Annotated in this window: 9 protein-coding genes; 3 read left to right on the top strand and 6 right to left on the bottom strand. The window is 64.3% G+C overall.

Annotated features, from left to right (window positions below):
• The first annotated feature begins 132 nt into the window (after positions 1–132).
• On the top strand, positions 133–1,506 hold the full coding sequence (gene ppnN, locus HU766_RS20095; protein WP_033697295.1) for a nucleotide 5'-monophosphate nucleosidase PpnN: 1,374 nt from the start codon (positions 133–135) through the stop codon (positions 1,504–1,506).
• 42 nt (positions 1,507–1,548) lie between these two features.
• On the opposite strand, the gene HU766_RS20090 is transcribed toward ppnN, so the two are convergent.
• Together HU766_RS20090 and pssA are read right to left on the bottom strand one after the other, a co-directional pair.
• Positions 1,549–2,715, bottom strand: a complete 1,167-nt coding sequence (locus HU766_RS20090; protein WP_186660053.1) for a GGDEF domain-containing protein — start codon at positions 2,713–2,715, stop codon at positions 1,549–1,551.
• An 83-nt stretch (positions 2,716–2,798) separates the two neighbouring features.
• Entirely contained in the window at positions 2,799–4,127 is a 1,329-nt protein-coding gene (gene pssA, locus HU766_RS20085; protein ID WP_346656698.1) for a CDP-diacylglycerol--serine O-phosphatidyltransferase, read from the bottom strand.
• 183 nt (positions 4,128–4,310) lie between these two features.
• Here pssA and HU766_RS20080 point away from each other — a divergent pair, with 183 nt between their 5' ends.
• Positions 4,311–5,303 carry a GlxA family transcriptional regulator gene (locus tag HU766_RS20080; protein ID WP_033697293.1) on the top strand — a complete coding sequence of 331 codons (993 nt, stop codon included), beginning with the start codon at positions 4,311–4,313 and terminating at the stop codon, positions 5,301–5,303.
• Positions 5,304–5,355: 52 nt separating this feature from the next.
• Here the strand turns inward: HU766_RS20080 and HU766_RS20075 are convergent, their stop codons facing one another.
• From HU766_RS20075 to katG, 3 genes are all read right to left on the bottom strand, one after another.
• Entirely contained in the window at positions 5,356–6,690 is a 1,335-nt protein-coding gene (locus tag HU766_RS20075; RefSeq protein ID WP_033697292.1) for an MFS transporter, read from the bottom strand.
• A 123-nt stretch (positions 6,691–6,813) separates the two neighbouring features.
• A complete protein-coding gene (locus HU766_RS20070) occupies positions 6,814–8,025 on the bottom strand; it encodes a M24 family metallopeptidase (RefSeq protein WP_033697291.1) in 1,212 nt (403 codons plus the stop codon).
• A 221-nt stretch (positions 8,026–8,246) separates the two neighbouring features.
• Positions 8,247–10,505: a catalase/peroxidase HPI gene (gene katG / locus HU766_RS20065; RefSeq protein ID WP_186660051.1), complete on the bottom strand. Its 2,259-nt coding sequence runs from the start codon at positions 10,503–10,505 to the stop codon at positions 8,247–8,249.
• Between the two features lie 382 nt (positions 10,506–10,887).
• Here katG and HU766_RS20060 point away from each other — a divergent pair, with 382 nt between their 5' ends.
• Positions 10,888–11,793: a LysR family transcriptional regulator gene (locus HU766_RS20060; RefSeq protein WP_033699993.1), complete on the top strand. Its 906-nt coding sequence runs from the start codon at positions 10,888–10,890 to the stop codon at positions 11,791–11,793.
• Positions 11,794–11,805: 12 nt separating this feature from the next.
• On the opposite strand, the gene HU766_RS20055 is transcribed toward HU766_RS20060, so the two are convergent.
• Entirely contained in the window at positions 11,806–12,684 is an 879-nt protein-coding gene (locus HU766_RS20055; RefSeq protein ID WP_033697289.1) for a DMT family transporter, read from the bottom strand.
• Positions 12,685–12,774 lie beyond the last annotated feature (90 nt).

Genomic DNA, 12,774 nt, shown 5'->3' with positions numbered 1-12,774 from the left:
CTTCGCGGGTTTACCCGCGAAGCCGCCCACTCCGTCTGCAGAATCTTTCCACGGTGCCCCCTCGTTGTCGCGTGCATTTCTCGGTATGGTGGTGTCAAAGAAGGATGTTTTACCCGCACAGGAAAGACTTAGATGCCTCAACGCCATGTCATAAATGCATCCGTCAGCCCCAAAGGCAGCCTGGAGACGCTGTCGCAACGTGAAGTGCAGCAACTGAGTGAAGTCGGTACCGGTAGCCTTTACACCCTGTTCCGCCAGTGCGCCCTGGCCATCCTCAATACCGGCGCGCATGTCGACAATGCCAAGACCATCCTCGAGGCCTACAAGGACTTCGAGGTGCGCATCCACCAGCAAGACCGCGGCGTACGCCTGGAGCTGTTGAATGCCCCAGCCGATGCCTTCGTCGATGGCGAGATGATCGCCAGCACCCGCGAAATGCTCTTCAGCGCCTTGCGCGACATCGTCTATACCGAAAGCGAGCTGGCCAGCCAGCGCATCGACCTGGAAAGCTCCCAGGGCATCACCGATTACGTATTCCACCTATTGCGCAACGCCCGCACCCTGCGCCCCGGCGTAGAGCCGAAGATGGTGGTGTGCTGGGGCGGCCACTCGATCAGCACCGAGGAATACCAGTACACCAAGAAGGTCGGCCACGAGCTGGGCCTGCGCAAGCTGGACGTCTGCACCGGCTGCGGCCCTGGGGTGATGAAGGGCCCGATGAAGGGCGCCACCATCGCCCATGCCAAGCAACGCATGCACGGCAGCCGCTACCTGGGCCTGACCGAGCCGGGCATCATCGCTGCCGAGGCGCCGAACCCGATCGTCAACGAACTGGTGATCCTGCCGGACATCGAGAAACGCCTGGAAGCCTTCGTCCGCGTCGGCCACGGCATCATTATCTTCCCCGGCGGCGCCGGTACAGCCGAGGAGTTCCTCTACCTGCTCGGCATTCTCATGCACCCGGACAACCAGGGCCTGCCCTTCCCGGTGGTGCTGACCGGGCCGCGCAGTGCCGAGCCGTTCCTGATGCAGTTGCACGCGTTCGTCGGCGCCACCCTGGGGGACGCCGCCCAGCGCCACTACCAGATCATCATCGATGACCCGGCCGAAGTGGCGCGGCAGATGGTCGAAGGGCTCAAGGAGGTGAAGCAGTTCCGCCGCGAGCGCAACGATGCCTTCCATTTCAACTGGCTGCTGAAGATCGACGAGGGCTTCCAGCACCCGTTCGACCCGACCCATGCCAACATGGCCGAACTGGCCCTGCGCCGCGAGCTGCCGCCGCATGAACTGGCCGCCAACCTGCGCCGGGCGTTTTCCGGGATTGTGGCGGGCAACGTCAAGGACAAGGGCATCCGCCTGATCGAGGAACACGGGCCGTACCAGATCCGTGGTGACAGTGCGGTTTTGGCGCCGCTGGGGCACCTGTTGCAGGCGTTTGTCGACCAGCACCGGATGAAACTGCCGGGTGGCGCGGCGTATGTGCCTTGCTATCAGGTTGTGACCTGAGTGTTTGGGGGCCGCTTTGGCGGCCCCCAGCGTCAAGCGTTGCTAGCTACCCGAGCTGACCAGCGTCCGGTCAACCAGGCGAATGCTGTCGCGCCCACCGCGCTTGGACTGATACAGCGCTACATCTCCCTGCTCGATCAACGCCGCCAGGCTCGCGGGCGGCTGGTCGAACAGGTTGGCACCGATGCTCAAGGTCACGGCCTGCGGCGTGGGCACCGTTTGCAGCGCAAACTGCTGAAACTGTTCACGCAACTGGCTGCCCAGCGCCACCACGCGCTCGCTGGTCGCCGCACTGAGCAGGATGACAAACTCGTCGCCGCCAAGCCGCGCCGCCAGTGACCGCTCCGGCAACACCGCACGCATCATCTCGCTCAAGGCGATCAACAGCCGATCACCGGCAATGTGCCCGTGCAAATCGTTGACCAGCTTGAAATTGTCGATGTCGATCAGCAGCAAGGCGCCTGGCCGTGCCGGGCTCACCTCTTTGAAAAAGTGCGTCGCCCGCACTTCCAGCGCGCGGCGGTTGTACAACGCCGTCAGCGGGTCCCGTGCCGCCAGCCGGGCGATGCGCTCTTCACGGCGATAACGCACCGTGCCGGTCATCGACAGCGCAATCAGCATGATTGCCATCGCCCCCTCGACCAGGGAAACCTGGATGATCAGCCCGCCAAACGTCGCCAGGTCAATCAGCGTGCCCGGGGCAATCGCAATGATCGCCTTCGCCACATAGAACAGGCCATGAATCAGCAGCACATAACGCAACTGCACCGCGCCCACGCTCAACGACCTGCCGTGGGGCTTCAACAGAAAACTGGCTTTGAGCGTCAGCAACGCCACCAGCAACGAGTTGACCATCAGCATCACCTTCGACCACTCCGGGCCGGCGGGCAACAGCAGCAAGGCGAACCACACCCCTACCATCAGCAGCCAGGCGCGCGACAGGCGGTGCTGGGTGAAGCGCAACACCCCCAGCAGAAAAAACCCGTGCGCCACCACCAGCAAGCCATTGGCGAACCAGATACCGATCAGCAGCAAGCCGATGCCCCGCAACAGGGCCAGGGTGGAGCCGACGGTGATCGTGGCGAAGCCGGCGCTCCAGAACAGCAGCGAAGGCTCGCGAACACTGCGCCACTCGATCGCCAGGTACAAGGCAGCCGCAGCTGCCAGGGCGATGGTGATTGTCAGCATCGTTGGGGGGTCAAGCGCCATGGACGGTTTGGCCTATCTGGTTAACGTGGAAAAGGCCTGATTGTATGCGCTTGCAAGACTTTTTCAGAGCCCCCTCACCAGCGTTACAGCACCCGCTTGATCAACGGTTCCAGGCGGCTGTAGCGCAACCGCCGCAAGAACTTGCGCACTTCCTTGGGGTGCTCGGCCTTGACCCCCAGCTCGGCAGCTGAATCGATCCTGCGCGCATGCTGGCGCAACCCCGCCAACTCGGCTTCGCGCGGCACTAACCACTGTGCCTCGGGGTCATCGATCAGCAGGCCGTTTTCCAGGTCCAGGTTGAACCCTCGGGGGTTCAGGTTGTTGCCGGTCAACAGCGAGTAGCGCTGGTCGACCCACAGCCCCTTGGCATGGAAGGTGTGCCCTGGGTCGTTCCAGATACGCACTTCAAGCTGGCCACTGGCAAGGGCGGCCTGGCGACGGCGGGTGAAGGCGCGCAGGTTGTCCTCGTACAAGTAAGGCAACGCGCCGCTGGCACTGAACGGCTCGCCGGGCGCGATATAGAAGTCATTGGCGGTACGATCGCCGACAATCAGCTCCACCCGCACGCCTCGGTCGAGTGCATGGTCGATCTCGCGCATCAATACCCGTGGCGGGTTGAAGTACGGCGTGCTGATGACGATTTGCGTGCGCGCAGCGCCCAGCAGTGCGCAAAGCACCCGGTTGAGCAGATTGCCGCGCCCGACACCCAGCAGCGGGATCACCCGCAGGCCCTGCCCCGACGCGCTGGCAGGCACGTCATAGGCCATGCGCCGCAGCCGCGCGCGCAAGCGCCGGATGTCGCCGCGCAGGCTGCGGGACGAGGGCGGTGCCGGCAGGTCGAGGCGCGGCGTGGCAGTGTGGTGCAGCAGGCGACGCACCAGATCGACCATGGCATCGGCCAGGGCCGGTGAGTGGAACAGGTGGTAGCGATCCAGGCGGTAGCGGTCGAAACGGTGCAGGTAGACGTTGTTGAGACTGGCGCCGGTGTAGATCACGCAATCGTCGATGATGCTGCCTTTAAGGTGCAGTACACCAAACAGCTCGCGGGTTTGCACGGGCACGCCATGGATGACGATGTCCAGGCCATGGTGCTGGCGCTGAGCCTGATACCAGGCAGCGTTGCCCGGCTGCCGCCCTCCCCCCAGCAGGCCACGCCGGGCACGGAACCAGTCGACCACGATGGTGATCTCCAGGCCTGGCCACGCGGCTTTGGCCTGGTACAAGGCATCCAGCACTTCCTGGCCGGCTTCGTCTTCCTGCAGGTACAACGCGACGATGACGATACGCCGGGTCGCCGCCCTGATGCGCTCGAGCAGGCAGGCGCGGTAGGCCCTGGCATCGGGCAGCACCTCGATCGACGCGGGTGTCATGGCGAAACCTGGCAATGCCGCCAGCATGGATTCGGGGTTCACTGAACGTTCACCTTCTATGGGCAATCACTGTTGGCAGCCGCCAGCCGGCGGAGCCATTCCTGGCCGCTGCGCCGGGGGTGTAAGATCGACCCGGCAACGACCCATAACAACAAGAAACACGCGAGGCTTGGATTTTTCACTGCCCCTGACCAACTATGCCTCAGCTTGCACAGGAAGATCGCAATGGTCCACCCCGCTACAGCACCCGTATCACCCTGCACCGTCAAGACCTTCGGCTTTCTGATCCTGCCCAACTTCACCACCATCGGCCTGGCGTCGGCGGTGGAGACCCTGCGCATGGCCAACCTGGCCGCCCGCCGCCCGATGTTTCGCACTGTGCTGATCGCCGCCAGCCACGAGCCGGTAATGGCCAGCAACGGCATGCGCGTGCTGCCTGACCACAGTATCGACAACGCCCCTGCGCTGGACGCCCTGCTGGTGGTCGGTGCCAACCCGATCGACCGCAGCCGTGGCACCCGGCCACTGATCGACTGGCTACGCCAACTGGCCCGTCAACGCCTGCCGCTGGGCGGCATCTGCACCGGCAGCTACCTGCTGGCCAAGGCCGAGCTGCTCAAAGGCTACCGCTGTACCATCCACTGGGAAGACATGCAGACCTTGCAGGAGCAGTTCCCCGGTATCGTCATTTCCGGCCAGCTGTTCGAACTGGACCGCGACCGCTATACCTGCTCGGGCGGTGTGGCGGCCATGGACATGATGCTGCAACTGGTGGCCCGTGAGGAAGGTGGCCAGGGCATCGCCGCCAAGGCGGCCGAGCTGCTGCTGTGCGACCGGGTGCGTGGCGAGCGCGAACGCCAGCGGGTGCCGCTGCGCACGTTGCTCGGCAGCGCCCAGCCCAAGCTGAGCCAGGTGGTGGCGATCATGGAGGCCAACCTGGAAGAGCCACTGGGGCTGGAGGAGCTGGCCAGCCTCAACGAGGTGACCGTGCGCCAGTTGGAGCGGTTGTTCCATAAATACCTGCAGCGGACACCCAGCCAGTACTACCTGGAGTTGCGGCTGTCGCGCGCGCGGGAGCTGCTGCTGCGCAGCGATGTGCAGGTACGTGAGGTGGCGCTGGCGTGCGGCTTCAGCTCGCCGGCGCATTTCTCCAAGAGCTACAGCCGCTTCTTTGGGCTGTCGCCGTTGGGGGAGCGGCGCCAGGCTTCGTTGCACTGAGTGAGGTGATGCCGCTTCGCGGGTAACCCCGCGAAGCGGCCGGCAAAGCCCGCTAGTCTTTCAAGGCCGCATGCGCCGTCTCCCGGCACATCAACATCGCCACCAGCGCCACCAGTGCCGCCGCCAGCAGGTACCCGGCCGGCGCCAGCTTGCTGCCGGTCACTTGTATCAACCAGGTGGCAATGAACGGCGCCGTCCCGCCAAACAAGGCATTGGCCACATTGAAGCTCAGGGCAAAGCCGCTGAAGCGTACCCGGGTCGGGAAGATCTCCGCCAACAGGCACGGCAAGGTACCGTCGTTCATCGCCAGCATCGCGCCGAAGAGGATCTGGATGGCCAGGATCACCAGCAGTGGCTGCCCATCTAGCAGGGTGAACAGCGGCACGGTAAGCCCCAGAAACAACAGCGAGGCGATCACCAGCATGGTCTTGCGGCCGAAATGGTCAGACAGCCGCCCCATCAGGAAGATCAGGCCGATGTAGGTGGCCAGCGAGACGGTCGAGGCGATGAAGGCATCCCGCTCGCCCATGCCCAGCTCGGTGGACAGGTACGTGGGCATGTAGCTGAGCAGCAGGTAGAACGCGACCGCGTTGAGGCAGGTGACGCCGATACCGATGGCCAGGCTGCGGCGGTGCGCGGTCAGCAGCTCACGGATCGGCGCCGGGGCCATGCAGGCCTTGTTCTCCAGGCGCTGCTCCATCTCCAGAAACTTGGGGGTGTCCTGCAGGCTCATGCGGATATATCGGCCTACCAGGCCGAAGGGTGCCGCGAGCAGAAACGGCAGCCGCCAGCCCCAGCTGTGCAGGTCTTCGCTGCTAAGCACCTCATGCAGCACCGCCACGAACGCCGCGCCGAACAACAACCCCGCCGCCGTACTGGCCGGTACGATGCTGGTATACAGCCCGCGCCGGCCCTGTGGAGCGTACTCAGCCAGAAACGCCGACGCCCCCGCGTATTCGCCCGAAGCAGAAAAGCCCTGTACCAGGCGGATCAACAACAACAGGCACGGCGCCCACACGCCGATTTGCGCGTAGCCGGGCAGCAGCCCGATGCAGAAGGTCGAAATCGACATGATCAGGATCGACAACGACAGCGCGTTGCGCCGCCCGTGGCGGTCGCCGAAATGGCCCCAGACCACACCGCCCAAGGGGCGAACGAGAAACGACAGGGCAAACACCGCGAAGGTTGCCAGCAAACCGCTGGTCTTGTCGGTTTGCGGGAAAAACGTAGCGGCAATGATGGTTGCAAGGTAGCCGTAGGCGGCGTAATCGAACCATTCGACGAAGTTGCCCATGAAACTGGCGCGCGCGGCCTTGCGCAAGGCCTGGCGTTCGGCGCTAGGCGCGGAGCCGTCGAGAGTGGAAGCGTTCAGGGTGGTGCTGGACATGACGGGTACCCTCTGATTCTTCTAATTGGAGGCAGGGTCTAATGGTCATTCAGTAATTATTGTGGTGTGCGTGCCGGCCTCTTTGCGGGGCAACCCCCCGCCCAAGAAGGCCGGCACCGGGCGTTATTTGCGAATGATGTTGTGCTCCGGGCCATACGGGAAGCGCGTGATGTTCTCGGCACCGTTGTCGTTGACGATCAGGATGTCATGCTCGCGGTAGCCGCCAGCACCCGGCCGACCCTCGGGCAGCATGATCATCGGCTCGATCGACACCACCATGCCGGGCTCCAGCACGGTGTCGATGTCTTCGCGCAGTTCGAGCCCCGCCTCGCGGCCGTAGTAGTGGCTGAGGGTGCCGAACGAATGGCCATAGCCGAACGTGCGGTACTGCAGCAGGTCGTGACGCAGGAAGATCTCGTTCAGCTCACGGGCAATGTCGCTGCAGCGCATGCCCGGGCGCACCAGTTTCAGCCCTGCTTCGTGCACCTCGACGTTGGCCTGCCACAGGCGCAGGTGATCATCCGGGCAATGGTCAAGGAACAGGGTGCGTTCAAGCGCCGTGTAATAGCCGGCGATCATCGGGAAGCAGTTGAGGCTGAGGATCTCGCCCTTGCCGACCTTGCGGCTGGTAACCGGGTTGTGCGCGCCATCGGTGTTGAGCCCGGACTGGAACCAGGTCCAGGTGTCCATCAGTTCGCCGTCGGGGAAGCGTTTGGCAATTTCACGCACCATGGCCTGGGTAGCATGCAAGGCCACTTCGTACTCTGGCACATGCTCACGCAGGGCCTCGACCACCGCAGCGCCGCCGATATCGGCCACCTGGGCACCGTGGCGGATCAACGCCTGCTCTTCGGCGGACTTGATCATGCGCATGCGCATGCACGGGGCGCCGATGTCCAGCAACTCGGCCTTGGGGTAGCAGGCGGCGAGCTTGCCATGGTTCTGCAGGTTGAGGTGGTCGTACTCCACGCCGATGCGCGAGGCCAGCGGCAGCGCCTGCTGGATGGCGACGAAGTAGTTGTCGCGTTGCCAGTCGGTGTAGACGATGTTGTCGGTGCCGACCGTGCGCCGCCAAGGTTGGCCGCCATCGATATTGGCGCTGATCGAGACGACCTTGTCCTGGGTCACGACCAGCGCGTACGGGCGGCCGAACGAGCAATAGAGGAAGTCGCTGTAGTAATTGACGTTGTGGTACGAGGTGAAGATCGCCGCCTCGATGTCCTGCTCGGCCATGTAGGCCCGCAGACGGGCGTGGCGGGCTGCGTATTCCTGTGCGGAGAAAGTCGCTTTGACCTTTTCGCCGTTACGGATCTTCAGGGTCTTTGGCATTTGCATGGTCGGGTTCCTTGTCGTTGTGAGCACGCTGTTCAGGCCGGCCGCCTGAGAAGCATTGCAACAGAACGAACAAGGACGCTTTTGTATCTATCCGACCTGGAATTGGCGGGATGGCCAGGGCTGCTTTGCCGGCCATTTGCGACAAAAGGCCGCCCCCACACCCTGTGGAAGCGGCCTTGCGCCGCGAATGGGGCGCACAGCGCCCCCACGTACTGATGGCGTTACTTCAGATCAAAGCGATCAAGCTCCATCACTTTTACCCAGGCAGCAACGAAGTCCTTGATGAACTTGGCCTGGCCATCGCTGCTGCCATATACCTCGCTCAGCGCGCGCAACTGGGCATGCGAGCCGAACACCAGGTCGACGCGGCTGCCAGTCCATTTCACCTGCCCGGTCTTGCGGTCCCGGCCTTCGAAGGCTTCGTTGTCGGCCGAGGTCGGCTTCCACTCCACGCCCATGTCCAGCAGGTTGCGGAAGAAGTCGTTGCTCAGGGTACCGGGCCGGTCGGTGAACACGCCGTCCTTGCTGCCACCCTGGTTGGCGCCCAGTACGCGCAGGCCACCGATCAGCGCGGTCAGCTCGGGGGCGGTGAGGGTCAGCAGTTGCGCCTTGTCCAGCAACAGCTTCTCGGCCTTGACGCTGTAACGGTCCTTGGTGAAATTGCGGAAGCCATCCGCCAGCGGCTCCAGCACCGCGAACGACTCGACGTCGGTCTGTTCCTGGGTCGCGTCGACGCGACCGGGGCGGAACCCCACGCTGCCCGTGTAACCGGCATCCTTGGCGGCCTTTTCCACCGCTGCAGTACCGGCCAGCACGATCAGGTCGGCCAGGGAGACCTGCTTGCCGCCGTTGTTGAACTCGCCCTGAATTTTCTCCAGCGCCGCCAGTACCTTGTCCACGCCCTGGTTGGCAGCCCAGCCTTTCTGCGGCGCCAGGCGCAAGCGCCCGCCATTGGCGCCACCGCGCTTGTCCGACCCGCGGAAGGTGGAAGCCGACGCCCAGGCGGTCGACACCAGTTCACCCACGCTCAAGCCCGAGGCCAGCACCTTGGCCTTGAGCGCAGCGATGTCCTGCTCATTCAGCGACGAGGGCTCGGCTTTGGGCAACGGGTCTTGCCACAGCAGTACCTCGTTGGGCATTTCCGGCCCGAGGTAACGCGCAAGCGGGCCCATGTCGCGGTGGATCAGCTTGTACCAGGCGCGGGCAAAGGCGTCTGCCAACTGCTCGGGGTTGTCCTTGAAGCGCCGGGCGATCGGCTCGTAGATCGGGTCGAAACGCAGCGCCAGGTCGGAGGTGAGCATCGAAGGTGCGTGTTTCTTGCCCGGGTCATGGGCATCCGGGACGGTGCCGGCGCCCTTGCCTTCCTTCGGCCGCCACTGGTGCGCGCCGGCCGGGCTCTTGGTCAGTTCCCAGTCGAAGTTGAACAGGTTGTTGAGGTACTCGTTGCTCCAGCGCGTCGGCGTCGAGGTCCAGGTCACTTCGAGGCCGCTGGTGATGGTATCGGGGCCTTTGCCGGTGCCGAAGGTGTTGGCCCAGCCCAGGCCCTGCAGCTCAAGCCCGGCGGCCTCGGGTTCGGCGCCGACATTGTCGGCGGGGCCGGCGCCGTGGGTCTTGCCGAACGCATGGCCACCGGCGATCAGGGCCACGGTCTCTTCGTCGTTCATGGCCATGCGGCCGAACGTTTCGCGGATATCCTTGCCCGAGGCGACCGGGTCGGGGTTGCCTTCCGGGCCTTCCGGGTTGACGTAGATCAGGCCCATCTGCACGGCGGCCAGCGGGTTTTCCAGGTTGCGCTCGGCCTGCAGGTCGCGGCTTTGCTCTTCGCCATGCTTGGCAGGCTCGGCCACCAGGTCACCCTGGCCGGGCGTCTGGGCCTTGAGCTGTTCCTTGCCGTAGCGGGTGTCGCCGCCCAGCCAGACCTTTTCCGAGCCCCAGTACACGTCTTCGTCCGGTTCCCACACATCGGCGCGCCCGCCCGAGAAACCAAAGGTCTTGAAGCCCATGGACTCCAGCGCGACGTTGCCGGTGAGCACGATCAGGTCGGCCCAGGAAATCTTGTTGCCGTACTTCTGCTTGATCGGCCATAGCAGGCGCCGGGCCTTGTCCAGGCTGACGTTGTCCGGCCAGCTATTGAGCGGCGCGAAGCGCTGCTGACCAGAGCCTGCGCCACCCCGGCCATCACCAATACGGTAGGTACCGGCGCTGTGCCAGGCCATGCGGATAAACAGCGGGCCATAGTGGCCGAAGTCGGCGGGCCACCAGTCCTGCGAGTCGGTCATCAGGGCCGTCAAGTCTTGCTTGAGGGCCTGGAAGTCGAGGCTCTTGAAGGCTTTGGCGTAGTCGAAGTCCGGGTCCATCGGGTCGGACTTGGACGAATGTTGGTGGAGGATTCTCAGGTTGAGCTGGTCAGGCCACCAGTCACGGTTGGTGGTGCCGCCACCTGCGGTTTGATGGAACGGGCATTTCGATTCGTTCGACATCTGTGGGTACCTTTGGGTCGGTTATCCAGATTTCCGGTCTATGCCAGGTGTTCTATCAGCCGAGCACTGGGGCTCGTGCCTACCCCTCATCAGGTCGGGTCGGTCTTTTGCCGACACGGGGCTTGCAACGCTGTCACGCCATGGCGGCAGGGTCTTGAATACAGGTGCTCAGACGCCGCCCACATGCGCAATTCGCAGGGCCAGAGGAAAGACTAGTCGAGCTTGGGCAGACTTCTAATAGAGCCAGTATTCCGGCGTAATAGGCTGGCTCTGTCAGCGCCGATCCGGCCCGCCATAAGGCCGGCACATCCATACAAGGCACAACGGCCGGCGCCGTGCTTCAATGCACCGCGAACCTTCCAGCCAACGTGAGCCAAGCCCCATGAACCGCAACGACCTGCGTCGCGTCGACATGAACCTGCTGGTGCTGTTCGAAGCCCTGATGATCGAACGCAACCTGACCCGCGTCGGTGAAAAGCTGTTCATCACCCAGCCCACCGTCAGCGCCGCCCTCGCCCGCCTGCGCGAGCTGTTCGACGACCCACTGCTGATCCGCAATGGCCGGGCCATGGAGCCCACGCCGCGGGCGATGCAGATTTTCACCGAGCTGGGGCCGGCCATGGATGTGATCTCCTCGGCCATCAGCCGCGCGCGGGCATTCGACCCGGCCAACAGCTGCAATGTATTCCGCCTCGGGCTGTCGGACGATGCCGAGTTCGGCCTGTTCCCCGCCCTGCTCCAGGCCCTGCGCGAAGAGGCGCCGGAGATCAGCGTGGTGGTGCGGCGGGCCAATTTCCTGTTGATGCCGGGGCTGCTGGCCAGCGGCGAGATTTCGGTTGGGGTGAGCTATACCACCGACCTGCCCGCCACCGCCAAGCGCCGCAAGTTGCGCGACATTGGCGTACGGGTGCTGCGCGCCGACGATCGCCCGGGGCCACTGACCCTGGACGAGTACTGCGCCCGGCCGCATGTGATGGTGTCGTTCTCTGGCGACATGAGCGGCAATATCGACCTCGACCTGGCGCGCATCGGCCGTTGCCGCAAGGTGGTGCTGGCCGTGCCGCAGTTCGGCAGCCTGCGTGCGCTGCTGCGCAACACCGAGCTGATCGCCACGGTACCGGACTACGCCGCCTGCGCCCTGGCCGATGACGGCAGCCTGCGCGCCGACCCGGCCCCCTTCGAGATCACCGAAGCGGAGCTGTCCATGGTCTGGAGTGGCGCCCAGGACAACGACCCGGCCGAACGCTGGCTGCGCGAGCGTATCCTGCAGTTCATGGCGTTGCCGTGAACACGGGCAATTTCACTTGCGCCGCTGCATCCAGGCGGCGCCCAGGCCACTGAGGCAGATGATCGAGATGCCCACCAGGCTCAGGCTGTCCGGCACCTGGCTGTAGAACAACATACCGAGCAGCCCGGCAAACACGATCTGGCAGTAACTGAACGGCGCCAGCAGCGCGGGGGCGGCATGGCGAAACGCCTGGGTCAGCAGCAGGTGGGCGGTCATGCCGAACCCGCCGAGCGCCAGCATCAACAGCGCGTGGTCCCAACGCGGTACCTCCCAGAAGAACGGCACCAGCGCACTCATCGCCAGGGTGTTGCACAGCCCTGCATAGAAGTTGCTGGTGGTAGGGCTGTCGTGAGCGGCCAGAATCCGCGTCAGCAACTGATAGAAGCAAAAGCCCAGCGCCGAGCCGAAGGGGTACAGGATTGCCGGTGTGAACATTGCGCCGCCGGGGTGCACCACCACCAGCACGCCGATAAAGCCCATCACCACCGCCACCCACTGCCCCACCGTCACCCGCTCCTTGAGCAGCGGGGCCGACAAAGCCGTGACCAGCACCGGCGCCAGGAAGTTGACCGCAGTGGCTTCGGCCAGCGGCAGATACTGCAGGCCGGTAGTGAACAACAGGCTGGTGCTCAACAGGCTCAGGGCACGCAGGGTCTGCAACAGCGGGCGGCGGGTGCGCAGCACATTGAGGCCCGACTTGGGCAGGAAGATCCCGGCCATCAGCAAGGTGTGCACCAGATAGCGCGCCCATACCACCATGATGATCGGGTACAGGCCACCGAGGAATTTGGACAGGGCATCGTGACTGGCAAACAGGAACGTCGCCACCACCACCAGGGCGATGCCACGCAGCGGTTGGTTGACTCCGGACAGCGGTGTGCTGGAACTCATGGCGTTCTCGACGGCGGCGCGGCTGAATGCAGCGCCCAGGGAAAGCCGCACAGGGCTGGCCTGGCGGATGTAACAGCTGGAATTCTAGAA

The organism is Pseudomonas sp. SWRI77, assembly GCF_014269105.1.
GTDB classification, from domain to species: domain Bacteria; phylum Pseudomonadota; class Gammaproteobacteria; order Pseudomonadales; family Pseudomonadaceae; genus Aquipseudomonas; species Aquipseudomonas capeferrum.
This window is presented reverse-complemented; position numbering and strand designations above follow the sequence as displayed.

Excerpts from the sequence above, each read along its gene's own strand:
- ppnN (WP_033697295.1), top strand. The coding sequence starts at position 133 with ATGCCTCAACGCCATGTCATAAATGCATCCGTCAGCCCCAAAGGCAGC.
- HU766_RS20090 (WP_186660053.1), bottom strand. The coding sequence starts at position 2,715 with ATGGCGCTTGACCCCCCAACGATGCTGACAATCACCATCGCCCTGGCA.
- HU766_RS20080 (WP_033697293.1), top strand. The coding sequence starts at position 4,311 with ATGGTCCACCCCGCTACAGCACCCGTATCACCCTGCACCGTCAAGACC.
- HU766_RS20075 (WP_033697292.1), bottom strand. The coding sequence starts at position 6,690 with ATGTCCAGCACCACCCTGAACGCTTCCACTCTCGACGGCTCCGCGCCT.
- HU766_RS20070 (WP_033697291.1), bottom strand. The coding sequence starts at position 8,025 with ATGCAAATGCCAAAGACCCTGAAGATCCGTAACGGCGAAAAGGTCAAA.
- katG (WP_186660051.1), bottom strand. The coding sequence starts at position 10,505 with ATGTCGAACGAATCGAAATGCCCGTTCCATCAAACCGCAGGTGGCGGC.
- HU766_RS20060 (WP_033699993.1), top strand. The coding sequence starts at position 10,888 with ATGAACCGCAACGACCTGCGTCGCGTCGACATGAACCTGCTGGTGCTG.
- HU766_RS20055 (WP_033697289.1), bottom strand. The coding sequence starts at position 12,684 with ATGAGTTCCAGCACACCGCTGTCCGGAGTCAACCAACCGCTGCGTGGC.